The organism is Amycolatopsis thermophila (genome assembly GCF_030814215.1).
Classification (GTDB): Bacteria; Actinomycetota; Actinomycetes; order Mycobacteriales; family Pseudonocardiaceae; genus Amycolatopsis_E; species Amycolatopsis_E thermophila.
Window position 1 is genome coordinate 1,952,351 of sequence record NZ_JAUSUT010000001.1, and the last position, 23,518, is coordinate 1,975,868.

The 23,518-nt window shown below is 70.0% G+C and carries 36 protein-coding genes; 30 read left to right on the forward strand and 6 right to left on the reverse strand.

Going from position 1 to position 23,518, the window contains the following annotated elements; all coding sequences use genetic code 11:
* Positions 1-938 precede the first annotated feature (938 nt).
* Both FB470_RS09580 and FB470_RS09585 read right to left on the reverse strand, forming a co-directional pair.
* Positions 939-1,262: a hypothetical protein gene (locus FB470_RS09580; RefSeq protein WP_306990509.1), complete on the reverse strand. Its 324-nt coding sequence runs from the start codon at positions 1,260-1,262 to the stop codon at positions 939-941.
* Between the two features lie 120 nt (positions 1,263-1,382).
* Positions 1,383-1,799, reverse strand: a complete 417-nt coding sequence (locus FB470_RS09585; protein ID WP_306990511.1) for a helix-turn-helix domain-containing protein — start codon at positions 1,797-1,799, stop codon at positions 1,383-1,385.
* A 207-nt stretch (positions 1,800-2,006) separates the two neighbouring features.
* On the opposite strand from FB470_RS09585, the gene FB470_RS09590 reads away from it, so the two are divergent.
* The 17 genes from FB470_RS09590 to FB470_RS09670 all read left to right on the forward strand — a co-directional run bounded on the left by FB470_RS09590 (position 2,007) and on the right by FB470_RS09670 (position 11,683).
* Positions 2,007-2,240, forward strand: a complete 234-nt coding sequence (locus FB470_RS09590; RefSeq protein ID WP_306990512.1) for a transcriptional regulator — start codon at positions 2,007-2,009, stop codon at positions 2,238-2,240.
* Between the two features lie 89 nt (positions 2,241-2,329).
* Complete coding sequence (locus FB470_RS09595; RefSeq protein WP_306990514.1) at positions 2,330-2,635, forward strand: hypothetical protein; 306 nt, start codon at positions 2,330-2,332, stop codon at positions 2,633-2,635.
* Positions 2,636-2,661: 26 nt separating this feature from the next.
* Positions 2,662-3,540, forward strand: a complete 879-nt coding sequence (locus FB470_RS09600; RefSeq protein WP_306990516.1) for a hypothetical protein — start codon at positions 2,662-2,664, stop codon at positions 3,538-3,540.
* Positions 3,537-4,541: a CRISPR-associated protein Cas4 gene (locus FB470_RS09605; protein WP_306990517.1), complete on the forward strand. Its 1,005-nt coding sequence runs from the start codon at positions 3,537-3,539 to the stop codon at positions 4,539-4,541. Before FB470_RS09600 ends, FB470_RS09605 begins: the two co-directional genes overlap by 4 nt.
* On the forward strand, positions 4,541-4,741 hold the full coding sequence (locus tag FB470_RS09610; protein ID WP_306990518.1) for a hypothetical protein: 201 nt from the start codon (positions 4,541-4,543) through the stop codon (positions 4,739-4,741). The genes FB470_RS09605 and FB470_RS09610 overlap by 1 nt, the downstream gene beginning before the upstream one ends.
* On the forward strand, positions 4,738-5,091 hold the full coding sequence (locus FB470_RS09615) for a hypothetical protein (RefSeq protein ID WP_306990519.1): 354 nt from the start codon (positions 4,738-4,740) through the stop codon (positions 5,089-5,091). The genes FB470_RS09610 and FB470_RS09615 overlap by 4 nt, the downstream gene beginning before the upstream one ends.
* Entirely contained in the window at positions 5,088-5,600 is a 513-nt protein-coding gene (locus FB470_RS09620) for a hypothetical protein (RefSeq protein ID WP_306990520.1), read from the forward strand. Before FB470_RS09615 ends, FB470_RS09620 begins: the two co-directional genes overlap by 4 nt.
* Positions 5,590-5,964 (forward strand): hypothetical protein, encoded by a 375-nt coding sequence (locus FB470_RS09625; protein WP_306990521.1) that lies wholly within the window; start codon positions 5,590-5,592, stop codon positions 5,962-5,964. The genes FB470_RS09620 and FB470_RS09625 overlap by 11 nt, the downstream gene beginning before the upstream one ends.
* Before the next feature lie 83 nt (positions 5,965-6,047).
* Positions 6,048-6,683 carry a helix-turn-helix transcriptional regulator gene (locus FB470_RS09630; protein ID WP_306990522.1) on the forward strand — a complete coding sequence of 212 codons (636 nt, stop codon included), beginning with the start codon at positions 6,048-6,050 and terminating at the stop codon, positions 6,681-6,683.
* A complete protein-coding gene (locus FB470_RS09635; RefSeq protein ID WP_306990523.1) occupies positions 6,680-7,606 on the forward strand; it encodes a hypothetical protein in 927 nt (308 codons plus the stop codon). The genes FB470_RS09630 and FB470_RS09635 overlap by 4 nt, the downstream gene beginning before the upstream one ends.
* Positions 7,603-8,115: a hypothetical protein gene (locus tag FB470_RS09640; protein ID WP_306990524.1), complete on the forward strand. Its 513-nt coding sequence runs from the start codon at positions 7,603-7,605 to the stop codon at positions 8,113-8,115. The genes FB470_RS09635 and FB470_RS09640 overlap by 4 nt, the downstream gene beginning before the upstream one ends.
* An 81-nt stretch (positions 8,116-8,196) precedes the next feature.
* A complete protein-coding gene (locus FB470_RS09645; RefSeq protein WP_306990525.1) occupies positions 8,197-8,667 on the forward strand; it encodes a hypothetical protein in 471 nt (156 codons plus the stop codon).
* 97 nt (positions 8,668-8,764) lie between these two features.
* A complete protein-coding gene (locus FB470_RS09650) occupies positions 8,765-9,370 on the forward strand; it encodes a hypothetical protein (RefSeq protein ID WP_306990527.1) in 606 nt (201 codons plus the stop codon).
* Positions 9,367-9,606, forward strand: coding sequence for a hypothetical protein (locus FB470_RS09655; RefSeq protein WP_306990529.1), 240 nt, complete (start codon positions 9,367-9,369; stop codon positions 9,604-9,606). The genes FB470_RS09650 and FB470_RS09655 overlap by 4 nt, the downstream gene beginning before the upstream one ends.
* 124 nt (positions 9,607-9,730) lie before the next feature.
* Positions 9,731-10,696: a DNA cytosine methyltransferase gene (locus FB470_RS09660; protein WP_306990531.1), complete on the forward strand. Its 966-nt coding sequence runs from the start codon at positions 9,731-9,733 to the stop codon at positions 10,694-10,696.
* A 43-nt stretch (positions 10,697-10,739) separates the two neighbouring features.
* A complete protein-coding gene (locus FB470_RS09665; protein WP_306990532.1) occupies positions 10,740-11,477 on the forward strand; it encodes a hypothetical protein in 738 nt (245 codons plus the stop codon).
* Positions 11,474-11,683, forward strand: coding sequence for a hypothetical protein (locus FB470_RS09670; protein WP_306990533.1), 210 nt, complete (start codon positions 11,474-11,476; stop codon positions 11,681-11,683). The genes FB470_RS09665 and FB470_RS09670 overlap by 4 nt, the downstream gene beginning before the upstream one ends.
* Before the next feature lie 168 nt (positions 11,684-11,851).
* On the opposite strand, the gene FB470_RS09675 is transcribed toward FB470_RS09670, so the two are convergent.
* On the reverse strand, positions 11,852-12,235 hold the full coding sequence (locus FB470_RS09675; RefSeq protein ID WP_306990534.1) for a hypothetical protein: 384 nt from the start codon (positions 12,233-12,235) through the stop codon (positions 11,852-11,854).
* Positions 12,236-12,294: 59 nt separating this feature from the next.
* Between FB470_RS09675 and FB470_RS09680 the strand changes: the two genes are divergently transcribed.
* The 4 genes from FB470_RS09680 (at position 12,295) to FB470_RS09695 (ending at position 13,763) form a co-directional block, all read left to right on the forward strand.
* Complete coding sequence (locus FB470_RS09680) at positions 12,295-12,717, forward strand: RusA family crossover junction endodeoxyribonuclease (RefSeq protein ID WP_306990536.1); 423 nt, start codon at positions 12,295-12,297, stop codon at positions 12,715-12,717.
* Positions 12,714-12,863: a hypothetical protein gene (locus FB470_RS09685; protein WP_306990538.1), complete on the forward strand. Its 150-nt coding sequence runs from the start codon at positions 12,714-12,716 to the stop codon at positions 12,861-12,863. The genes FB470_RS09680 and FB470_RS09685 overlap by 4 nt, the downstream gene beginning before the upstream one ends.
* Positions 12,860-13,069 (forward strand): hypothetical protein, encoded by a 210-nt coding sequence (locus FB470_RS09690; protein ID WP_306990540.1) that lies wholly within the window; start codon positions 12,860-12,862, stop codon positions 13,067-13,069. The genes FB470_RS09685 and FB470_RS09690 overlap by 4 nt, the downstream gene beginning before the upstream one ends.
* Before the next feature lie 103 nt (positions 13,070-13,172).
* Positions 13,173-13,763 (forward strand): WhiB family transcriptional regulator, encoded by a 591-nt coding sequence (locus FB470_RS09695; protein WP_306990541.1) that lies wholly within the window; start codon positions 13,173-13,175, stop codon positions 13,761-13,763.
* A gap of 550 nt (positions 13,764-14,313) precedes the next feature.
* Here the strand turns inward: FB470_RS09695 and FB470_RS09700 are convergent.
* Positions 14,314-14,502, reverse strand: coding sequence for a hypothetical protein (locus FB470_RS09700; RefSeq protein WP_306990543.1), 189 nt, complete (start codon positions 14,500-14,502; stop codon positions 14,314-14,316).
* Between the two features lie 616 nt (positions 14,503-15,118).
* On the opposite strand from FB470_RS09700, the gene ligD reads away from it, so the two are divergent.
* The 4 genes from ligD to FB470_RS09720 all read left to right on the forward strand — a co-directional run bounded on the left by ligD (position 15,119) and on the right by FB470_RS09720 (position 18,347).
* Positions 15,119-16,087: a non-homologous end-joining DNA ligase gene (gene ligD / locus FB470_RS09705; RefSeq protein WP_306990544.1), complete on the forward strand. Its 969-nt coding sequence runs from the start codon at positions 15,119-15,121 to the stop codon at positions 16,085-16,087.
* Between the two features lie 187 nt (positions 16,088-16,274).
* Positions 16,275-16,532, forward strand: coding sequence for a hypothetical protein (locus tag FB470_RS09710; RefSeq protein ID WP_306990546.1), 258 nt, complete (start codon positions 16,275-16,277; stop codon positions 16,530-16,532).
* Between the two features lie 40 nt (positions 16,533-16,572).
* A complete protein-coding gene (locus tag FB470_RS09715) occupies positions 16,573-17,100 on the forward strand; it encodes a helix-turn-helix domain-containing protein (protein WP_306990548.1) in 528 nt (175 codons plus the stop codon).
* Positions 17,097-18,347, forward strand: a complete 1,251-nt coding sequence (locus FB470_RS09720; RefSeq protein ID WP_306990550.1) for a PBSX family phage terminase large subunit — start codon at positions 17,097-17,099, stop codon at positions 18,345-18,347. Before FB470_RS09715 ends, FB470_RS09720 begins: the two co-directional genes overlap by 4 nt.
* Here the strand turns inward: FB470_RS09720 and FB470_RS09725 are convergent.
* The gene (locus tag FB470_RS09725; protein ID WP_306990552.1) at positions 18,344-18,493 is read right to left on the reverse strand and encodes a hypothetical protein; all 150 of its coding nucleotides are present in this window, start codon (positions 18,491-18,493) and stop codon (positions 18,344-18,346) included. The genes FB470_RS09720 and FB470_RS09725 overlap by 4 nt on opposite strands.
* Between FB470_RS09725 and FB470_RS09730 the strand changes: the two genes are divergently transcribed.
* The 5 genes from FB470_RS09730 to FB470_RS09750 all read left to right on the forward strand — a co-directional run bounded on the left by FB470_RS09730 (position 18,486) and on the right by FB470_RS09750 (position 23,192).
* On the forward strand, positions 18,486-18,677 hold the full coding sequence (locus FB470_RS09730) for a hypothetical protein (RefSeq protein ID WP_306990554.1): 192 nt from the start codon (positions 18,486-18,488) through the stop codon (positions 18,675-18,677). The genes FB470_RS09725 and FB470_RS09730 overlap by 8 nt on opposite strands.
* A 217-nt stretch (positions 18,678-18,894) precedes the next feature.
* Entirely contained in the window at positions 18,895-20,436 is a 1,542-nt protein-coding gene (locus FB470_RS09735; protein WP_306990555.1) for a phage portal protein, read from the forward strand.
* Entirely contained in the window at positions 20,433-21,002 is a 570-nt protein-coding gene (locus tag FB470_RS09740; protein WP_306990557.1) for a 3'-5' exoribonuclease domain-containing protein, read from the forward strand. Before FB470_RS09735 ends, FB470_RS09740 begins: the two co-directional genes overlap by 4 nt.
* Positions 20,995-22,929 carry a phage minor capsid protein gene (locus tag FB470_RS09745; RefSeq protein WP_306990558.1) on the forward strand — a complete coding sequence of 645 codons (1,935 nt, stop codon included), beginning with the start codon at positions 20,995-20,997 and terminating at the stop codon, positions 22,927-22,929. The genes FB470_RS09740 and FB470_RS09745 overlap by 8 nt, the downstream gene beginning before the upstream one ends.
* Entirely contained in the window at positions 22,929-23,192 is a 264-nt protein-coding gene (locus tag FB470_RS09750) for a hypothetical protein (RefSeq protein WP_306990559.1), read from the forward strand. The genes FB470_RS09745 and FB470_RS09750 overlap by 1 nt, the downstream gene beginning before the upstream one ends.
* Here the strand turns inward: FB470_RS09750 and FB470_RS09755 are convergent.
* On the reverse strand, positions 23,152-23,502 hold the full coding sequence (locus tag FB470_RS09755; protein ID WP_306990561.1) for a hypothetical protein: 351 nt from the start codon (positions 23,500-23,502) through the stop codon (positions 23,152-23,154). The two genes, FB470_RS09750 and FB470_RS09755, sit on opposite strands and share 41 nt — an antisense overlap.
* Between the last annotated feature and the right edge of the window lie 16 nt (positions 23,503-23,518).

Sequence of the window (23,518 nt, forward strand, 5' to 3'; positions counted from 1 at the left end):
ACCCGACTACGTGACCCTGACCGACGGCCGCGTACTCAGCGGGCCGCCGCGGGATCATCGCGCGTAACCGTGACATCCGCTTTCAGCGACCCATTTGCAAACATCGCGGCGATAAGCCGGACAAGTGCATTCGTCTCGCCCGGCATATGCCTGTTGGCAGACGCGGAAGCACCGTGCGGAGCACCGATCGCGGCAGCCCAGCCAACAGGTGGCATTCTGAATCACGTACCCGTGTTCGTCGCCGCAGCGCGAACAGGTGCGGTCTGTAACACGGCACAATGCGGTCATGAGTGATCTCACTTGGGGGCTGCACCACCTGGGGTCAGCAGCGCCTACCAAACCGAGGTCAATCCGGAGTTTCCACCGGCTGGCGTGTGGTCAGCTCCTGCGTTCAACTTCGAGCGGAACGGGGAGCTTGTCCCCGACGTTTCCGCCGGCCAGGGTCCTCCTCTGGTACTGCGGGTCTCTCGCTGCTCTTGCTCGTCTCGTTCACCAACATCGTCGCCATAGGACCGGGCGGCATCGCGTGGCCGTCTCCCCGGCTGGTTCTCGACAACCTTCGCGTGCAGGAGGTGACCGCTGACGGCATCCACTGCACCGGCTACGACCTACGAGACTCCGCAGAAGAGATTCTCGTGGATCTAACCGACGGCCGCGTGCTCAACGGGCCACGACTGGGGGGCTCGCGTAGCCGTGTCGGCCGGCTCAGCGGCTACTGCAACCGTCGAGAGCCAAGCCGGGCGAGGACTTATGCCTCGCCCGGCATATTGCCTCTTCAGAGACGCGGAAGCGGAGGGATTTGAACCCCCGGTCGGTTTCCCGACGCTCGCTTTCAAGCTGAACGGCATTGAGCGCTGTGCTCGCCTGCGTCTTTGCAGGATATCAACAAGCGCAAGTGCTCGAATTGAGCGTACAGCTGTTGATCTTGCGTCCGCGCTTCACACCGTCGGGTTCGGCACGCTCACGAGCCGCGGGCGGCGGCGCTGGTCCTCGTCGGTCGCCGGTGCCGGGACGAGCCCGCACGCAGTGACGTCTCCGCCGTCGCCGGCGAGTCCGACGAGTCGCCGCTCGGCGGGCCCGTACACCACATCCCGGAGGACGTCGATCATCGCAGGGATGGGGTCGGCCTCGGGGTCGATCCGGAGGGTTTGGGTGTGGGCGTCGTAGGCGGCTTCGTAGTGCTCGATGGGGGCGCGGACCAGGGTGATGTGGCCTTCCCGGTGCAGGACCGCCATGAGGAGGTCACGGATCTCGTCGGACATATTTCAGATTTCGAACACACAGGCCGCAGCGTTAGCTGAACACTGTATAGATCACTCAGCCAGCCCAACCTCGCCGGTAACTTGTGGATCTTCGCGTCACGCCCCGACACCCGGCACGTCTTAGCGCTTCGCCGCGCTCGTTCCCCGCTTCGGGCGGCCGGTGGTGAACCGGCCCGGCTCATCCTCGACCTCGGCGCGACTGAGCGTGCGCCCCGTGTCGGCCGCAGCCATGCGGCGCCGTATCTCGGCGAGGAGCTGGTCGTCGGTGAGACGGGATAGGTCGATGGGCGCCGCGGCGCGCTGGTGCGCCTCTTCGGCTGTGAGGTAGCCGGCCGCGACGTAGGCCTGAATGACGGGCTTGCCGGCGGTCTCCGCGACCTTGCGCACGATGTCTGGCGACGGCACGCTGCCTTTGCGCCAGTCGACCAGGCGGGTACGGGAGATGCCCGAGTGCTTCTCGAAGTCGACCCCGGACCAGCCGCGCTCGTCCAGCAGGGTTTGCACGTACGAAGACCAGGTGGGAAGGCCCTGTTCCATAGGCGCCGATGTTACGTGCTCAGACGCAACATTGTCACGCCGGAGCATCAGGCATGTGTCCAGGTCGACGAACTACAAGCGTGTAAGTAGGCCGCGCGCAGGAGCAACACGCCGCTAGATGCCTCCACGGAACATTGTTGCGCGCACGCACACGCTGACTGTACTGTTGCGTACGCGGACAGCACAGCGTTCCGCAGAACGAACGAGGTGATCCCGCTGCACACGATCAAGCTCCGTCCCGGGGAACTGGACAAGGCCATCCGGCTCAAGCACTTCCCGTCGGACTACGCGCTCGCTCGGGCGATGGGCGTCGCCCGCTCGACGGTCGTCCGGGTCCGGGCCGGGCAGATCGAGCCGGGCCCGCGCTTCATCGCGGGCGCGCTCGTGGCCTTCCCCGAACTCAGGTTCGAGGACCTGTTCGAGATCTCGGCCACCGCATGAACACCAGCCACGCAACAGAGAGCCCCCGCCGCACAGCGACCAAACCGACGGCGAGGGCTCTGGGAGACGACTTCCCCGAAGGGAAACCGATGACCACAGCTTACAAGCCCACTGACACCGCGACGAGCGAACTCGCCGCCGCCCTGGAGGCGATGGGCGCGACGCTCGGCTACGACCCCCACTTCGTCCACGCCGACTGCGAGTGGTGCCCGGACCAGCCTCGCATCACCGAGTTCCGCATCACCCGGCGCCCCGGCCCGGGCTTCCAGCACGAGCAGGACGAGGCCGAGGTGTGCCTCTTCTGCTTCATCCCTGTCCTCCGCGCCGCCCTCGACGAGCGCACTGAGAGCGACGACGCCCCGATCTACGTCGAGCACGCCGGAGGGCCCCGCTGATGCCGACCTCGAACGGAAGGAATCCCATGTCCAGCAGCGAAGTCGCCGTCCCCGAGCAGGCGCAGCAGCACGCCCCGGCGAAGAAGGCCCCGGTTCCGGTGCCGCTGGTTGGCCAGCTGAACGACCTGGATCAGGCGTACCGGTACGCGCAGGCGCTCGCGCAGTCGAGCCTGCTGCCGAAGGACTTGATCGGCAAGCCCGCGAACGTGCTCGCGATCATCCTGTACGGCCAGCAGCTCGACCTGACCCCGATGCAGGCGGTCCAGTCGATCTACGTAGTGAACGGCCGCCCGTCGATGGCCGGGCAGCTGTGGCTGTCGAAGGTCCGTGAGGCCGGGCACCGCGCGTTCGTGCCGTGCAAGGAGTGCGGGTTCGCCGCCGAGGATCACCGGCCGGACACCGGTCACCGCTACGAGGCCGACCACGACGACCAGCACTGCACGTTCACGATCCGCCGCAAGGACACCGGCGAGCAGCACACCGAGACGTTCACCTGGGCGCAGGCGGTCGCGGCGAAGCTCACCAACAAGGACGTGTGGAAGTCCTACCCGCAGCGAATGCTGCTGTGGCGTGCGGTCTCGAACTGCGCCACGGTCATCTGCCCGGAGGTCGCCCTCGGCTTCGGGGCGGAGGACCCCGACCCCGGTCCTGCGCGGCCGACCCTCGGGCAGGTCGCGGCCGAGCGCGCTGACCGCGAGCACGCCGAGCGCGCTTCGCAGCTCACGCCCATGGAGGTCGGGCACGGCGAGAACGAGGCCGAGGCCGACCCGCTGCCTGCGCAGAACCCGGGCCAGCCGGACGAGGACATGCTCGCCGAGCTGCGCGAGATCGAGCGCGAGCACACCGCGCCCGCCCCGGACGAGCCGATCGACGCCGTGTTCATCGAAGACGGTGGCGAGTCGTGACCGCGGTCGCGCCTCGGCTCGCGGAGCGGACCACCGCGGACCTGCTGCTCGAATGGGACCGGACCCGCCCGCGCTCGCGACAGCGCGAGCTGGGCTGGTCCGAGGTCGGCGGCTGCCGCCGCCGCGCCGGATACCGTCTGGCCGGCACCGAGCCCACGAACCCGGGCGGCTCGGTCCAGGCCGTGCTGGGCACCGCGATCCACGAAGCAGTGCAGCAGCGGCTCAACGAGACCGCCGGTCCGGACGACCTGGTCGAGCACCCCGTCGAGTTCGCGGGCATCCCGGGCCACCTTGACCGCTACGAGGCCGACACCGAAACGCTGGTCGATGTCAAGACCACCTCGTCGCGGTGGCTGGAGCACATCAAGGTCGAGGGGCCGACTCGGTCGCATCTGTGGCAGGTCAACGGGTACGCGGCCGCGCTCATGGCGCAGTCCGGGATGAAGGTCCGGGTGCGGCGCATCGTGATCGACTACATCGCGCGCGACACGGGAGAGCTGTACCGCTGGGCCGGGAAACCGGATCCGCAGCAGGTCCGTGACGCGCTCGACTGGCTGCGCACGGTCCGCGAGACCCCGCTCGAGTGGCTGAACCGTGACTACGCGCCGGACGGCCCGTTCTGCCAGCACTGCCCGTTCTTCGACACCTGCTGGGACGGCGCCGTGACGGGCCGCGACCTGCGGTCGGTGCTGCTCGTCGAGGACCAGGACGCCGCGGGCTGGGCGGAGAAACTGTACCGGGCCCGGCAGGACAAGAAGGACGCGACCGCGCGCGAGGAGGAGGCCAAGGGCGCGCTTGACGCGCTCCGGCCGAACGACGCGGGCAAGTCCGATCCGGTCGACGTCGGGTTCGAGCTGAACCTCGTGTGGCAGGTCAGCGAAACGACCCGGTTGGACGCGGATGCGGTCCGGGCCGAGTACCGCAAGATCGGCGCCGAGCCGCCTACGAAGACGAGCACCAGCACGAAGCTGATGTTCGTCGCGAAGCCCGAGGACGAGTGATGCACCGCCTCGGCTGCACCGGCAAACGCCAGTACGCCAGCCCGGAGGCGGCCGAGGCGGCGCTCTCGGCCATGTGGTCGAAGTGCCGCCCCGGCGCCCGGCTCCCCACCCGCAAGTACCCGTGCCTGTACGGCGACCACTGGCACATCACCAGCTCACCCCAGCCCCCACTGTCCATAAGGGAGGACCCAGCAGCATGAGCGCCATTCTCAACGAGCCGGAGCGCTACGGCGACGGTCTCACCATCCGCGGCATCAACGCCACCAGCGACCTCGTCATCGACCCGATCCAGCCCGACGACAGCACGATCCTGCTCTCGGTCTACCGGGACGGTGACGGCCCGTCGGTCGCGCTCACTCCCGAGCAGGCCCGCATCGCGGCCGGTGCGCTGCTCGCCGCCGCGACGCACATCGACCTGCCCGGCCTCCGCGCCGTCGACGCCGCCCCGCTCGACGTGCTGTGCGGCACCAGCGAGACCGACACCGAGTGCGTCCAGCCCAAGGACCACGACGGCGACCACCTCGACATCGAAGGACGGTACTTCCGGTGAACCTCCCCCACCACACCAACCCGCCCAACGAGGCCGAAGCGATGGAGATCACCGACCGGTACCTCCAGATCGCCACCGCCATCGCAGGCCCCAGCGACGACATCCGGGCCGACGTGGACCGCGTCACCGACATGCTCGTCGACTACTTCACCGACGACCCCATGATCGCGTCCCTGCGGCTCCGGTACTTCGCCGGGATCGGGCCCGTCCTCGTCGCCGGCGCGATGAAGAAGGCGCACCGCGGCGCAATGCCCCGCGGTGGATTCTGGGCGATTGAGCAGGTCGGCGCCGGGGACACGGACCCGAACGCGCTCGCCGCCGCGCAGGCGGTCACGTTCCAGCTCAACGGCGACCAGGACGCATCACACGACGTGCTGGACGCGCACTTCGCCGTCGTCGCCAAGCACCACGGCCCGAACGCCGCCCACGACGCGCTGTTCGACGTGGTGCTGCACCACCTCCAGATGCTCGCCGCCCTCATCAAGAACGGGGTCTTCGATGACCGCTGACCAGCTCGCCCTGCCCCTCGCCGACCGGCACGGCGGGCAAGCCGCGAACCTCGCCGCCGGCCAGAAGTCCTATCGGGACGACCGGCACCGCGTCGAGACCGCGGTCGCCACCCTCGCCCGGTCCGGCGCGACGTTCACCGCCGACGACGTGCACCGGCTCGTCGCTCACGACGCCCACGGCGCCACCTACGACCCGAACCTCGTGTCCAGCGTGCTCGGCGTGTGGGCGCAGCAGCGCCGCATCGTGCGCATCGCCGACAGCGTCAGCGCCCGAAGATCCCGTCGCGCCAGCCGCAACAGCGTGTGGCGCCGCAACCCGCACGGCGACACCCCGGCCACACCATCACCCCGACGACCCGAGTAGCCCCGCACCCCAGCACACCTCGGGCCGCGCCCACAAGCACCAGGGCGCGGCCCGAACCATTGCCAGGAAAGAGAACCACCACCGTGAACGGCAACACCGGAACGAACGTCGCCACCCGAGAACAGCGCGAACTCGCCGCCTGCCCCACCGACCTGCCCGGCAACGCCGTGCAGCGCGCCGAAACCGCCGCCCAAGACGTGCGCCGCCTCATCGCCGACCTCCGAGACATCGACCCCCGCCAGGTCTGGGGCTGGCTCAACCTCATCGGGCACGACGATCCCAGCCGGATCCTCGCCGCGCTCATCGAAGCCGTCGCACGCATCGACCCTGACCAGCCCGAGAGCCAGCAGCTCGCCTGGATCAACCAGCACGGCGGCACCAAGACCCTCCACCCCGACCACGGCAAGACCGACGTCACCCTCCCCGCAGGGCCCTACCGCTACGACGACGAGATCGTGCGCCTCCGCCGCGACGGCGGCCTCACCCACGGCGCCATCGCCCTCCGCGTCGGCGTCTCCCTCAACACCGTCAGCCGCGCCCTCGCCCGCGCCGGCCTCACCGACGCAGGCCGCACCGCCAGCGCCCGCGAGCAGCACATCATGCAGCTCGTCGCGGACGGCTACACCGAGCGCGAGATCGCCGCCCAGCTCGGCATCGACCGGCGCACCGTCGGCCGCGCCAAGGCGCGCGCCCGAGCACGACAGGAGCACGCCGCGTGACCAACCGCCCCACCGACCCGCGCGAATTCGTCCGCGTCACGGCCGACATCTACGCGCACCCGAAGCTCGTCGAACTCGCCGACCCCGCCGCCGCATGGGCCTACATCGTCGCCCTCGGCTACGCCGGAAAGAACACCACCGACGGGTTCATCCCCCTCCGCGCCATCGCCGCCCTCGCCGGCATCTCCACCCAGAAGATGCGGAAACTCACCACGGTTTCCCTCATCCACGAGCCCGGCCACACGTGCAAAAAGTGCCCCGAAGTTCCCAAGGGCCAGGCATACATCCACGACTACCTCGAACACCAGCGCTCCCGCCACGAAGTCGAAGAATCCCGCAGGTCACACGCCGAACGCGGCCGCAAGGGCGCAGCGAAACGCTGGGGAAACCACAGGCAGAACCCACCGAAAACCCCCCCGGAAACCGATAGCAACAGCCATAGCGACAGCGATGGCAAACCGATGGCAGAGGTAGAGGAAGAGAAGAACACTACTCACCTTGATCACTCAGCTCACCAACCCAACGCGCACGAACCACGACCCGGCCCCGGCGTCACCGGCAGCCACAGCGCCCGCGCCTACCGCCTCGTCGACCACGCCATCGGCCGCAACGCCCCCAGCGCCGTCCGCACCGCCCTCGCCATCGAAACCGCCCACCTCCTCACCGAAACCGATGAACCCACCATCACCGCCGCCCTCCACCGCTGGAACACCCGAACCGGCATCGGACCACGCATCCTGCCCAACCTCGTAGCCGACATCCTCAAAGAACGAGCAGGTCAGGTGGTGGACGCCCACACGCCCGGGCCCGCGCGCGTTGCTCCGCGCCGAGCGTCCACCACGGACACTCGCCTCGCCGAGATCCAGGCCCTCAAGGGCGGGCCGTCCCCTGACCTGCGTGTGATCGAAGGAGCTGCCTCGTGAACCGGAACGACACGATCGACCTGCTGACCGCGATCGCGGCGCGGGACCAGCGCACGGTGGGCGAGGGTGATATCGCGGCGTGGGCGACCGACCTGGATGACGTGACGCTGGCGGAGGCGCTGGACGCGGTGACCGCGTTCAACCGGTCGGAGATGGCGACGCGGCGTCGGATCGTGGCGGCGGACATCGTGACGTGGGTGCGGCAGCGGCGGCACGACCAGGTCGAGCGTGACCACGCGGCGTCGCTCAAGGCGGACGCGCAGGCCGCGTACCGGGAGATCACCGCGGGCGGGCTGGATCCGCACGGTGGCCGGCGGAACTCCCCCGCGCTCGAGGAACTGCACGCCGAGGCGATGACCGTGGCGTGCCCGGCAAAGCCGCTCGGGTGCGGGCAGCCGGCGGGCGAGCGGTGCGTGCGGAAGCTGGCGACCGGCGAGGTCGTGGCGACGAAGATCCCGCACACCGCGCGTTGGAAGCAGGCCACGAGCGGCGCCGCGACGCTCTCTTGACGGAACGTTGTTGCGTGCGCGCACAGAACGCTGTAGCGTGGACAGCGCACCAGTTCCGGTGACAGAACACGGGAGACGACCATGACCATCACCAGCGGCCTGACCAACCGCACCGACACCGCGAGCGAGGCGGCCGAGCAGCCGCAGCACATCCAGCTCGCCGAGGGCCTGCGCAAGCTGGCCGACTTCATCGAACAGCACCCGCAGCTCGACTCGCGAATCCACGGCATCAACGTCTGGTACCCGGACAACGCCGCGGACATGGGCCCGATCGCGGCCGCCGCCGCGCGCTTCGGCGCGACGGTGCACAAGGACGTCACCGACTCGATGTACAACCTGGCCATCGACTTCGGGGCCGTGACCGCGAAGGCGCTCGCCTACCGCGAGCAGGTGTGCGAGCGGGTCGTCGTCGGTACCGAGACCGTGACCCGCACGGTGCCCGACCCCGAGAAGCTGGCCGAGGTGCCGCACGTCGAGGTCACCGAGACCGTCGAGAAGGTCGAGTGGCGGTGCGCGCCGCTGCTCGCGTCCACCCCGGACGGCGGCCGGTGAGCGCCGACATCGCGGCCCTGATGCCGCTCCCCCTGCGCCTGGCCGGGCTCGTCGTGCTCCTCGCCGTCCTCGGCCTCTCGATCCGCTGGGGGCACCGATGAGCCTGATGTTCGAGGTCGACGGCAAGGCCTTGCCCGCCGACGACTGCTCCTGGCTTCTGATCGCGCCGTGCGGCTGCCCCTGCGGCATCACCGTCATCGGCCGAGGTGACGACGTCCTCGCGACCGCCGAGCAGGCGATGAAGGCGTTCGTCCCGAACGCCGAACAGCGCCGCCGCGACGCCAAGGCCGGCTGGAAGGTTCGCCTCGGCCTCCGCAAGGAGGTGCACCAGCTCGTCGACGACTGCAAGCACACCCCGAGGTGGGGCGTCGAGAAGACCCCGATCCCGGAGGGGCACGTGTGGGCGCGCCAGGTCGTGTCCGTGCGGCGAGGGAACGGGCGGCGCAAGCACCTCGTGCCCGTGATCGGCGTCGAGAACCGCTCCGAGGGCCGGTACGGCGCCGGCGAGACGCCAGCGTTGTGCGGCAGCTCGACGTGGCACTGGTCGGACAAGTGGTGGGACGTCAACGACTACCCCGAGTGCGTCCGCTGCCAGCGCGCCGCGCGAGCGCTACCGAGCATCGCCAGCACGCCGGGCACCGATGGTGCGCCAGCGGTCGTCACCGTCGAGTTGCCTCCGTTCACCGAGGAGGGGCAGCGATGAGCGCCCGCCTGAACTTCGGCCGCGCCCGGAAGGCCGCGCGCTGGCGGATCGCCCGCCTCCTCGACCGGCTGCCCGGCCAGTGCTGGGCGGAGCTGGCCACGTGGGCCGTGGGCTTCAGCGACCGGCGTGTCCCCTGGGCACGGATCGACCGCATGTGCCGAACCGACGTCGCGAACTGCGGCGCCTGCTATTGCGGGAAGCTCCGCGACCGCTCCGCGGACGGTGGTGGCGAGTGAATGCGCCGGCCGCTCACCTACCCGGAGCACTTCGCCTACACCTTCCTCGCCGCGCTCACCGTGCTCGCCGCCCTCGCCTGGCTCTGCAACGGCGCAGCCACCTGACCGGAACCCGGAGGCCCGCGTGAAGACCGCGACCGACCTCTTCGGGGGGGCCGGAGGCTCGTCGGAAGGGCTGCGCCGCGCCGGCTGGCACGTCGCCATCGCCGCGAACCACTGGCCAACCGCGGTCGCCACCCACCAGCTCAACGACCCCGACACCGAGCACCGCATCAAAGACCTGTCCGAGGTGGACTGGCGCACCTTCCCCAGCACCGACCTGCTGTGGGCGTCCCCGTCGTGCGTGTGGCACGCCCGCTCCGGAGGCCGGAAGCGTCCGCCTGCCGAGGTGGAGCGGCTGCGCGCCGACGCCGGCGCGATCGACCGGGCTACCGCGTTCGCCGTGATCGAGGCCGCCGAAGTCCACCACTACCCGGCGATCCTCGTGGAGAACGTCGTCGAGTTCCTCGACTGGACGCTGTTCCCGTGGTGGCTCGACGGGCTCCGAGCCCTCGGCTACCAGACGGAAACCCTGGTGCTGGACGCGAAGAACTTCGGCCACGCCCAGAACCGCAAGCGGCTGTTCGTCGCCGCCACCCGCGGCCTCGACGTCGACCTCACCGCGCCCTCCATGCCTGCGGTGACTGCTGCGGACATCCTCGACCCCGACCCCGGCAAGGAGGTCGCCCGCCGCCTGTACGTCTCCGACCAGATCGACCAGATCGACACCGAAGGCGTGCCGCACCTCGTCACCTACCGGCGCCACGCCCGCCCCCGCCGCGCTGACCGCCACCAGCTCGCCACCATCACCGCCGGCGGGAACCACCATGCGGTCGCCACCATCGTCGACGGCCGCCCCCACCACCGCATGCTCACCAACCGCGAGTGCGCCCGCGCCCAAGGCTTCGACGACGACTACGAGTTCGTCGGCACCGCGGCCGAGGTGAAGCGGCAGATCGGCAACGCGGTGCCGGTCGGCATCGCCCACTGGCTCGGCAGCCGCGTAGCCGCCGCCCTCGGAACCCAGCAACTCCCGCTCTTCGCCGCCTGACCCTTCGCCCAACCCCACCCCTGGAGAACCCCGAGGAGACCCGATGACCACCCACGACGAACAGCGCGAAGACCAGGCCCTCGGCTACGACTGGCAGATCCGTTCGGAGATGGCCGAACTCCGTGACCACTTCGAACTCCCCGAGAGCATGTCCGCCGCCGACATCGTGCTGCAGCTCAAGCTGATGGCCGAGCACGGCTGGCGTAAGCAGGGGGCCGCAGACCCGGACGTGATCGGACGTGCTGCACACGTCCTGCACGAGTCGGGTTGCGAAGACGACTGCCCCGGCCACTGCGTCGAGGACGCCCACAAGCTCGCCAGCGCGGGTGTCCTCGCCGGGCAGGGGGCTGCAGACGACGACACCACCCGACTCCGCGCCGAGAACGAGCAGCTGCGGTGGCTCCACGCCGAGGCGAGCTGGTACCGCGAGGAGATGGCGCGCGCGGGCTCGCTCCTCCTCATCGCCCAACGAGACGGCCTCGCTGACGAGCTGGGCATGTCGAGGAACCTGCCGATGGGCTCCCTCCTCGCCCGGGTGAAGCATCTGCGCGAGTACGCCGAAACCACCCGGGTCTCCCAGCCACAGCCCGAACCCGAGCCGCTGGAGTACGGCGCGCGCTGGCGCGGGACCGAGCACTGGTTCGCCACCGAGGACGAGCGCGCCCGCTACGTGCGGAGGCTCGCGCCGGACCTGTTCGTCGAGACCCTGACCCGCCCCGCCGAGGTGTCCCGGCCACAGGAAGCCCGCGAGCGCCCCGATTACCCGGGGATCTCCGCATGACGCCGCGCCACCGCGTCGCCGGCCCGGTCGCCGCCGCGATCCGGGCCGTGCGGGCGCTCGTCGACGCCGTGCGCGTCGACCCCCAGTCCGGCCTGTCCTGGCGGGCGCTCCGGCAGCTCGAGCAGCGCCGCGCCACCGCCGACTACCAGCAGGCGATCGAAGACGCCATTCGCGCCGAGGAACGGAGACGATCACGATGGCTGTGACCCATCCACCCCAGTCGGTGATCCCGATGGGCGGTGTCGAGTGTGGACGGTGCGGCCAGCCCGCTCTGGAAGTCCAGGTGTTTCCGAAGCAGCGCTTCGTCATCCACCTGGACCCGCGCGTCACGCCGTGCCCAGTGCCGAACCCGGAGGTGCGCTCTGGTGCATGAGCTACAGCGGAACCGCGACAGGTCCGGGCGCGTCAAGCTGATCGCAGATGACGAGCAGACGCGATGGAGCGGGCAGCTCTTCGGCCGTGATGATGTAGAACTCGTGTCCGTCTCGGATCGGCAGGTCGATCCCGTCGGGGCCCTCGCGAACTTGATCCGGCTCCACTCCGGCGAGGTCGAACCGGACCCCCGTGGCGTCCATCTCGCCTACGTTGAGCAGCCGATAGAGGTCGCCGTCGACGCGGTGGATGGCGAACTCAGGTCGTTTCGCCGCCTCCGCCTGCTTCGCCTCCCGCCTCCGATCGAGCCGCGTCGAGAGTCGACCGAGGAAGAAGGTGATGATCGCCGGTCCGCCGATCTTTGCTGCTTCGAGCCAGGCACTCACACGGGCAGTATCGCCAACACACTTCGCGGCGCTACTCCCGAACGCCAGGAGCCGCGCCGATGACCGCGACGACGCTCCGGTTCGAGATCGACGTGCCGATGATGCGGCGCCGCGTCGGCGGCCCGCTCGAACCCCCGCTGTCCGAGAACGACCGCTGGCACTACACCCAGCGCGCCCAGCGCACGCAGGTGATCCGGCTCGGCGTCCGCGACGCTGCACGCAAGGCCGGCATCCCGACCGGCCGCCACCTCACCGTCACCCTGCACTACCAGCCGGGCGACAACCGGCGCCGCGACGCCGACAACCTCGTGCCGACGCTCAAGGCCGCGTGCGACGCGCTCGCCCGCGGCCGGAACCGCCGCTGGATCGGGCTGGAACTCGTCCCGGACGACACCCCGCAGCACATGGACAAGCGGATGCCCGTCATCCACCCCGGCCCCGGCGAGCGGCGGCTGTGGCTTGAAATCGAGGTGACCCCGTGATCGCTCTCCGGGCGCTCGCGCTCGTCACCGCCACCGCGGCCGCGTGCGCGCTGGCGGCCGCGCTGCTGCTGTTCGGGACGGCCGTCGCTGCGATCGCCGCGACCGGCGCCGCCCTCACCGGCTTCGTCCTCTGGATCATGCCGTGAGGCCCGGCGAGTACGGCTGGCGCCAGTTCGTCCGCGCCCACGGCGACATCGTCGGCTTCACCACCGACCCCGACCTCGAGCACCGCATCACCGGGCCCGTACCGCCCGGCACCGGCCTCGACAACGACCTCGTCCAGGCCGCCCACGCCACCGGCACACCCGTGTTCGCGGTCTACGACCTGCAGCCTGCGGACGGTGCGCCGTGATCCTCGAACGAACCGTCGACCCCGGCCTACTCGTCGCCGCGCTCGTCGCCGCCGCCGTGCTCGCGGTCCTCGCCGCGGCCGGCCTGATGCTGTGGAAGGACCGATGACCGCCGTCGCCGAACCGCCCCGCCTCCCCCGCGAGGTCCCCGACTGGCACGCGCAGGGGGCGTGCCAGATCTTCCCCGAGCTCGACTTCGTCGAAGCGAAGGGCGCGCACGCAGCGGCGTGCCGCGTCATCTGCGCTGCCTGCCCCGTCCGCATGCTGTGCGCTGAAGACGCGCTGCGCCGCGGTGAACCGTGGGGCATCTGGGGCGGCCTCGACCGCAAGGACCGCACCGTCCTGGCCCGCGAGTACGGGTTCCCCCGGCCAGCCGTCGTCCCGGAGCACGGCACGAACAGCCGGTACGCGAAGTGGGGCTGCACCTGCGCGGAATGCCGGGAGGCGCACACCATCTACGAACGGGAGCGCCGCGCCCGGGCCCGGCGGAAGGCCGAGCAGCGCGAGGTGTGGCAGCAGCCGATCGCGCTCGACACGCCAGTCAAGGTCGGGCACCGGTGGGTCGGCGCCGGCCAGTACGTCATCCCGTTTGCTGAAACAGCAGGGGATTTTTCCCCCAGGGGCTCGGTTTTTTTTGAAGCGGCATCGTCCCCAGCAACGCGGCTGCAGCGGCAGTCATCGCGGTCAGCAGCATAAACGCAACTGCAGCCAACGAGGCGCCAACCAGGCCTGCGGCAACCTGGAGCCCGGCGGAGCACGCCGCACAGATCGCCATCAGTGCCGTACGACCCGACGAACCGCGCCTCGCCATGCGCGCGAGGGTACTACGTGCTGGACGTGTGCGCGGTCTGCCGTTGCGGCTCGTCACGGCCCACTCGCTCTCTCCCATCGTCAGAAGGGCATGATCGGTGTCCTACGTCCCGGCGCCGCCCGACGCCGGGTGGACATCGGGAACGCCGGCCAGCCTGCACACCTCGGTCTATGCCCGAACGAGCCCGGATCGCTCGGCCGAGTCGCAGTCGCACTCCGCGAGCGCGAGGGCCAGCAGGACATGGTTCGCGTCAAGCCAGCGAGTGGCGACGGGCTCGGTGGGCTGCAGCGGTCGAAGCCGCGGGGTGTGCTCCATGCCTCGACGCTGGCACATGCGACACGGCAGCCGCCAGACCGTCCGTCGATCTGTGGATAACTTGGGGCGGTGGTCCTGTCCCGCGCCGGCACGGGACAGGACGTCATACCCTCGCGCCGACTACCTGGCCGTGGCGTAGGCCAGCACGAACCAGGGGTAGCTGTTCACCTCGCCCCACCGCTCGTCGAAGAGCTTTCGGGGCTCGAGGCCCAGCTCCTTGCAGCGCGCCGTGGCTTCGCGGCCATGACGCGCGACATCTGCGCCTACGGTCGAGAGTCCGCACTGACGACGGAACGCGAGCGCGGTCATCCAGGGTATATCATCGGGGGGTTGGGACATAATGGCCTCCATGGGCTTTCGTTCTCAACTATCTCGCGGGCCGGTACCCGCGAGTGATAGAGGTGGCCCAGGTTCACGCGCCTGGGCCACCTGTCGTTGACGGCCGTCACGGCGGTCGGGTTGCGATCTTGTGGCCGCGATCCCCTTCGCCGCGACCAAGGCTATCACCGATTCCGCGCTTTCGGAAACGGGACCTCGGGAGCGTTCGGTCGGCCACCTTGACGGAAGTCGGCGTACGGTGTTGTGTACTCATTCATACAGGTCAGAGCCTTGCATCGGTCTCGTCATGCTTGCAACCACGAGCAAAGGTGCGGCTTTAGTCGCGCATAGTTGCGCAGCGTCTTAAACTGTCGCAAATTGTCTCAAGCTGTCGCGCAAAGTCTTATTCTGACAGCTTCCGCAATACAAACCCCGCAAGTTTGCTACGTACATATCTTCCAGAGTTTATTCTCAGGAACTGCACTAGCTACGCCTCTACATAGATGAGACCCACCAGGTGCACCTCCACATAGATGAGACCCACCAGCTGTTCACTTGATCGTGACATCGACGTGCGATGCGCGGAAGCGGCATCGAAGATGAGCACATGACCCTGCCCGCTCCGGTCGCGCCGATGCTCGCGACGCCCGGCCAGCCACCCGCGGGTCCCGGATGGGCGTTCGAGTGGAAGTGGGATGGCGTGCGCGCCATGGTGGCGGTGGACACCGGCGGGGTCGTAGCACGGTCCCGCAACCTGCGCGACATCACCAGCTCCTACCCGGAGTTGCGCGTGCTGCCTGAGCTGGTGGACCGGCCGCTCTTGCTGGACGGCGAGCTGGTCACGCTCGACGATCGGGGCCGACCAGACTTCGGCCGGCTCCAGTCCCGGATGCATGTCGCTCGGCCGCGGCCCGAGCTGCTGGAGTCCCACCCGGTCGCGTTCTTCGTGTTCGACCTGCTGCACGACAGCGGCCGGGACCTGACCCGCGAGCCGTACGAGGACCGCCGCGGGCAGCTCGCCGAACTCGCCCTCGACGCCCCGCCCACGATCCGGGTGCCGGACCACTACCTAGGCGACGAGGTGACTGGACCGGATCTGCTGGAGATCGCGTCGCAGAGCGGACTGGAGGGGATCGTGGCGAAGCGCGTCAGCTCGCCGTACGCGCCCGGCCGTCGCTCGCGGGACTGGATTAAGACGCCTCTGCGACAGACGCAGGAGGTGATCATCGGCGGTTGGGTGCCTGGCGAGGGCCGCCGTGCCGGCACGCTCGGCGCGCTGCTGCTCGGCGTGCAGGATGACCAGGGGCAGCTGGTGTACGTCGGCCACGTGGGCACGGGGTTCACGGACCAGGTGCTCGGCGAGATGCGAGACCGCCTCGCGCCGCTCGCCCGCCAGGTGAGCCCATTCGAGGTTCCGGTGCCGCGCGAATTCGCCCGGCGCGCTCGCTGGGTGGAACCCGTGCTGGTCGGCGAGGTCGAGCACCGGCAGTGGACGGGAGACAACCGGCTGCGCCATCCGTCTTGGCGCGGGCTTCGTCCGGACCGTGACCCGGCCGAGATCCGACGCGCGGGGTGACGGGGTCCTCGGCGCCTTGCTGTTGAAGCGCCGAGGACGAGTGATCATGTACCCCCCCGAGCTGGCGACCAACACCCCCGTTGCGATCATCGAACACCTGTTCTACCGTCGCGGTGGCGCCGGTTCGGGAGGGGGAAGCTCCCGAACCGGCGCAGTCGCACAGGAGGGCAGCAGGAGGGCAGCGCGGATGGCGTCGATCACGACGATGAACGCGAGGCACCGGCGAACCGGCGAGATGCGCTACTTCGAGAACGAAGACCACGCGCGCCGCGTGCTCGGCGACGACATCCTGACCTGGGAACTCATCCCGTGGCACGGATGGCAGTGGGGCGGGCCCGCCGAACTCCTCCCAGACGACCAAGGCCGCCTGCCCGGCACACCCGGCCACAACCCCGACTACCGCCGCCGATCACCGAAGAAGGTCGCCCGCCGCACCCACGGCTAACGCCAGCCTGTGCGTGACACGACCCGCGCACGCTGCGGACGTGCCCACCATCCCCGAAGACCAGCGCGCCGCGATCATCGAAGCGATGCTCGCCGACGACGGCCCGCCCTCACACCGGGCGCTCGCCGAGCAGTTCGGCGTGTCGAAGGGCACGATCTACAACGTCGCCCGCGACGCTGGCCTGTCGCACCTCTGGGAGGACCGCACCGCCCGCACCGAGGCCGCCAACGCCAGCAACGCCGCCCGCGTCGCCGAGCATCGCCAGGCCCTCGAACTCGAATCGCTCGAGGCCGCACGGGAGATCCTGGCCCGCCGGTTCGACTCACACTCCGTCGTCGTGAAGACCATGATCGGCGCCGAGGTCGAAGAGGTCGACAACGGCCCGGAGGACTGGCGCAACATCGGCCAGGCCGTCTCCAACCTCACCACCTCAGCCACCCAACTCGCCCGCCTCGAATCCGACCTCGCCGGCGCCGGGCAGGCATCCGGCATCCTCGACGACATCGAAGCCGGGCTGCGCGAGGCCCGCCTGCGCAGGGAGGCCGCCAGCCGGGCGGGCGAGGAGTGACCGGTCCCGGGCTGTCGATCAAGCAGCAGGACAGCATCCTCGACGCCGACCGCCGGCTGAACATCTGGCACGGCAGCATCCGGTCCGGCAAGACGATCGCCTCGATCCTGCGGTGGCTGCTGTACGTGCGCAACGCTCCGCCCGGCCCGCTCGCCGTGCTCGGCAAGACCAAAGACACCATCGCCCGCAACGTCCTCGACGTCATCGCCTCGATGCACCCCGCCGCGATCACCTACACCCGCGGCGCGAACGTCTGCCGCATCCTCGGCCGGCAGGTCGAGGTGATCGGCGCCAACGACGCGAAAGCCGAGTCGAAGATCCGCGGCCTCACCCTCGCCGGCGCCTACGTCGACGAGGCCACCCTGTTCCCGGAGGCGTTCTGGTCGCAGACCCTCGGCCGCCTGTCGGTGCCGGGGGCGAAGCTGTTCGCCACCACGAACCCGGACAACCCGGCGCACTGGCTGAAGAAGAAGTTCCTCGACCGGGCCGCCGAGCTGGACCTGTTCGCGGTGCACTTCCAGCTCGACGACAACCCGTCTCTCGATCCCGCCTACGTTGCGAGCCTCAAGGCCGAGTACACCGGGCTCTGGTACAAGCGGTTCATCAACGGCCTGTGGGTCGCAGCCGAGGGCGCGATCTACGACATGCTCGACGAGGACTTCCACACCGCGCCCGCGCCGGACCCGAAGCGGTGGCAGCGGGCATGGATCGCCGCGGACTACGGCACCTCGAACCCGACGCACGCCGTGCTGCTCGTCCTCGCTGACGACCGGCTCCACGCGGTTGCCGAGTGGGTGCACGACGGCCGCGCCAAGGGCCAGCTCACGGACGCCGCGATCTCGCAGCGCCTCACCGCGTGGGCCGGGCCGCTCGTCTACGACCGCGACATCCCCACCCTCGCCGTGCTCGACCCCTCGGCCGCGTCGCTGCGAACCCAGATGCGCGCCGACGGCTGGCCCGGGCTCCGCTCGGCGGACAACCGGGTCGACGTCGGCATTCGCAACACCGCGTCGCTGCTGGCCGGCGGTCGGCTGGTGATCGATCGGGAACGCTGCCCGGTGCTGTGGGACCAGCTGTGCGGCTACGTGTGGGACGAGGCCGCGCTACAGCGCGGCGAAGAACGCCCGGTCAAGGCGGACGACCACGGCCCCGACGCGCTCCGGTACGGGGTGATGGCTTCAGCGCCGGTATGGCGAGGGTGGCTGCCCGACCTCGCGGCCGACGACGAGTTCGCGGCCGCGGCCTAACCCCAGCATGTCGAGCCGCCCGGGTGAAGCTCGGAGTACCGCTTAATGGCCGTGCAGTTGCCGAGGTAGGCGGAGTAGTCGTCGAGCGTGCCCAGCACGCCGTCCGGTGGCGGTTCCGCGTAGACGCCGGGGGCAAGCATGACCATCCGGTCACCTTCGACCCACTGCGTGTACCGGTGGTCGACCTGGCTCTTCGGCACGAACTTCGGGTACTCCGAGCGCGGCGTGGTGGTCGTACTGCTGGGCCGCACCGACGAACTGGTCGTCGTCGTGGTGCTGGTGGTGGTCGGCACGGGGGCTGCCGTGGTCGACGGCCGCATGACCGCTTGAGTCGGCGGCGAGGCGGCCGCCGGCTCATCGTGACCGGAAGTGAAGAGCGCGATGCCGCCCCCGATCACCGCACCCGCCACGATTACGCCGATGCCGAAGATGGCAATCTCGCGCCGGCTGAGTTTCATCGGGTCCCCCTGTTGCCTCGTCTCGATCGGGTATGTCGCGTTCGGCCGCTTTCCGTTACCGCGTGACACCGTGCGGCGACGCTCGCGCGGTGCTGATTCGCCCGGATTCCCAGTGGCCGCCGCCCGGTGCGGCGAAGATGCGGAAGCGCTGGCCGTCGTGGCGTGCCTGGTGGTCCGGCGACTTCGACGAGCTGCGGAAGCACGCGCCCGCGACCGCGCCGAACGGGTACTGGGCGAAGCGGGACCGGCACCCCGAGGACCGGCAGGTGCATCTGCCGCTGGCGGCGGACATCGCCCGCACCTCGGCCGAGCTGGTGTTCGGCGACACCCAGGCGCTCGACTTCGGCCCGCTGCAGGACTCGTGGGAGGAGCTGGCGCAGGACATCGGGTGGACGAACTCCCTGCTTGAAGCCGGGGAAGTCGACGCCGCGCTCGGCGGGGTGTTCCTGCGGCCGGCGTGGGACAAGGCTGTCGCGAACCATCCGTTGCTGACCGCGGTCCCCGTCGACGAGGCGCTGCCCGAGTTCCGGTTCGGGATGCTGTGGCAGGTCACGTTCGTGACCGAGCTGGGCGAGCGGGATGGGTTCTGGTGGCGGTGGCTGGAGCACCATGAGCGCGGCCAGATCCGGCACGAGCTGTGGAAGGGCACCGCGACGAACATCGGCCGCGCCGTGGCGCTGGCCGACCAGCCCGAGACAGCGCCGCTCGCCGCGGGCGAGGATGGCGGGCTCATCGACACCACCCCGATCCGGCCGGACGGGGGCCTGCTCGTCGACTACATCCCGAACGACCTGCCGCAGCCGCTCGACCGGCTCCCGTTCGGCCGGTCCGACCTGCAGGGCATCGAGTCGGCGCTCGACATGCTCGACACGACGTGGGACTCGTGGATGCGGGACCTCGACCTCGGCAAGGGCCGGGTCATCGTGTCCTCCGAGATGCTGGACGGCATCGCGCCGGCGCCGCGGTCGACCGGGCATGTGCAGACCGCGACCGACCGGTTCTTCGGTCGCCTCCGCCGCGGCACCCCGACGAAGGTGTTCGACGAGGACGCCAAGGTGTTCACCCCGCTGCCGGGCCTGCCGCCGGACGACGGCGGGAAGGTCACGCCGATCACGCACGTGCAGTTCCAGTTGCGGGTGCAGGAGCACGCCGACACCGCGATGGCGCTGGTCGAGCAGATCGTGTCGCGGGCCGGATACGCGCCGCAGACGTTCGGCCAGGACGTCGACGGGCAGATCTCCGGCACCTCGCGCCGGCTGCGGGAGCGGCGCACGTACACCACGCGGAACCGGAAGCGCCGGTACGCGCGCAGCGCGATCGAGCGGACCGCCGAGACGCTGATGCTGATCGCCGCGACCGACTTCGGCGGAGAGCGGCCGACCGAGCGGCCGAAGCTGGACTGGCGCGACACCGACCAGTCCGATCCGAAGGAGACCGCGGAGACGATCAACACCCTCCGCATGGCCGAGGCGATGTCGACCGAGATCGCCGTGCGCATGGCTCACCCCGACTGGGACGACACCCAGGTCAAGGAAGAGGTCGGCCGCATCAAGGCCGAGCGCGCGACCGCCCCGGCGCCGAGCGGATTCGAGACCCCCGACCAGCTTGACGACGAGGAGCCGCAGGCGTGAGGTACTTCTACGACACCGAGTTCCTCGAAGACGGCCGCACGATCGAGCTGATCTCGATCGGCATCGTCTGCGAGGACGGCCGCGAGTACTACGCGGTGAACCGCGACTTCCGATGGAAGCGCATCGCGGGCCGCCGCTGGTGGGCGCCGTGGCGGATCGTGACCCGGAACCAGTGGCTCGCGGACAACGTCGTCCCGTCTCTGCCTCGCCTGCACGGCGACGCGATCCTCCACTGCGCTGGGCGGGGGCCGCTCGGACGGCTGGACTGGCAGGCTCCAGAGATGCGGCGACGGGCCGCCATCGCCCTGCAGGTCCGTGACTTCCTGCTCGCAGGAGGCGACGAGCCCGAGCTGTGGGCCTACTACGGCGCCTACGACCACGTCGCCCTCTGCCAGCTCTTCGGCACGATGATGCAGCTCCCGGACGGCATGCCCATGTTCACCCACGAGCTGATGCAGCTGTGGGAGCAGGCCGGGCGCCCGGAGAAGCCCTCGCAGCAGGACGAGCACAACGCCCTCGCCGACGCCCGCTGGAACCGGGCGCTCTACGAGACCTGTCGTGACTGAGCCGGGCCCGGCGACGGGCGCGGCGGTCGCGGCCCTGATGGGCGTGAACCCGGCCGACGCCGCCGCGGTCCTCAAGACGCTGCTCGACGTGTGGGACCTCGCCGCAGAGCGCATGATCGAAGCCGTTGCCCGCCGGCTCGCCCGCGGCATCACCGAGGACGGCTGGGCCGAGCGGAAGGGCCGCGAAGTGCTCGCGGTGCGGGACGAGCTGCTGGCGATCGTGCAGCGCCTCGACACCGACACCCCGGGCATGGCGCGCCGCGCCCTGGAAGAGGCGTACGACCTCGGGCGCCGGGCGGCGACCACGCTCGACGTGTCGTCGATCCGGACTCGCACGGACGAGGTGCTGACGCTCGCGCAACGCTACGTCGGACAGCTCCGCGGCACGTTCGTGCCCGTGCTGCGCGCCGAGCTGGACCTGTACCAGCGGGCCGTGGTCGAGACCGAGCTTCTGATGCAGACCGGCACGATGGTCCGCCGCGAAGCGGTCGCCCAGGTCGTCGACCGGCTCCAAGCCCAGGGCCGGGACCGGTTCCTCGACGACCAGGGACGCCGCTGGCACCTCGACACCTACGCCCGCATGGCCGGCCGGACCGTCGCCGGGCACGCCGCGGTGCAAGGCCAACTCGATCGCATGGTCGTTGAGGGCCGGGACCTGGTCGTCATCTCCGACTCGCCGCGCGAGTGCCCGATGTGCCGGCCGTGGGAAGGGAAGCTGCTGTCGATCTCCGGCGGCCGGGTCGGCGAGCGCGTCGACGGTCACCGGGTGGTGGCGCCGCTTGCCGAGGCGCGGGCGGCCGGGCTGTGGCATCCGAACTGCACGCACCGCGCCGACCCCTACGCGGCCGGGCTCACCCGGGTCCCGAAGGCGGACGCGAATCCTGAGGGCTACGAGCAGCAGCAGAAGCTGCGGCAGCTCGAGCGGCGGGCCCGCGAGCTGAAACGCAGACTGACCGCGGCCGAGCAGTTCGGGCGCGACAACGCCACCGCCCGGAAGCTGCGCAAGGAGATCCGGGACAACTCAGCCGCGATCAAGGCGCACACCGAGTCCACCGGGCAGCTACGCCGCCGCGACCGCGAACGCCCCGTCGACGACACCCGGCCGCCCGAGCCGCCGCGCGACCGCGACGAGCCACCCGCGCCACCTCCGCCCCCGCCCGAGCCCGAGCGGGATGAGCCTCGCCGCCCGCTGATCGACGACCTGATTCCGCGCGAGTCCCCGGACGACGCCGAGCGCGACCGCATCCGCGAAGACGTCTACTCGGTGTTCGAGGACCAGGAGTTCGGCGACTTCCTCGTCGACATCAACGAGGTCCGCTTCAGCACCAACAAGCTGATCATCGGCGGGAACATTCACCACACCGACGGCATGCAAGCCGGGTACGTGGTGCGCGGCTTCTACCGCGAGGACGACGGCACGCTGTGGGTCGATCACAACTACCTTGAGCTGGAGCCGGAGTACCAGGGCCAGGGCTTCGCGACAGCGTTCAACGGGTTCCTCTACGACTGGTACCGCGAGTCCGGCGTCGAGTACGTCGAGGTCCACGCGGACATCGACGTCGGCGGCTACACCTGGGCGCGGCAAGGTTTCGACTTCGCGGACGCGGAGGCCGCCGAAACCATCATTGACCTGCTCGAATACGAGCTGCGCGACCTCCACCGGTCGATGGACGACATCACGGTCCAGCTCGGCGAACACGTCGACGGCCCGCGCCGCCAGCAGCTTGAGCAACTGCGCGACCGCGCGCGCCATGAAATCGCCGCGGCGGAAGCTATCCTGGACCGGGCGTACACCTACCCGTTCGGCAGCGATGAGTACCCGACCGCCTACGAGATCAGCCAGGCTGGCCGCACGGACGGGTCGGACGACTGGATCGGCAAACGGGCGATGCTCGGCTCGGACTGGCAGGGAAGGCGGTGGTTGTGATGGCTCGCGACGGCCGTGCTGTGCCCCCGTCGCCGGAGAAGCGGCGCCGGCTGAACGAGCTGGCCGACTGGCATCAGGAGTGGGCGCGCCGCAACCTCGACCGGGCCGAGTTCGATCGCGGACGGGCGCGGGCGAAGTCGCCGTCGGACTACAACCTGCATTACCTGGATGTGAACCCGTCGGCCGACGCCGAGGACGAGTTCCAGGCGCGGGCTCGCGAGATCATGGGCCTCGGCCCGGACGGTTCTCGGCGCGAGGCGTAACACTCGGCGCTGACGATCGGCGGGTGAAGACGAAGACCTGCGCCCTGATCGCCGCCGTCGCCGCGACCGCCGCCGTGCTGACCGCCTGCAAGGTGAGCGGCACCGTCGAGTGCTCGCCGGACGACCAGTCCTGCCGAATCGACGTGACGCGGGTGACCGCCCCGCCGACGACCTCGACATCCCGCTCGAGCACCAAACCACCCGGTACGACGATGCCGCCCGAGGCGACGACCAGTGCACAGCCGACCAGCACGAGCAACCCGCCGACCACGCTGGCACCGCCTTCGACGTACCCATCACCCAGCAGCACGGCCTCGAGCTCTCCG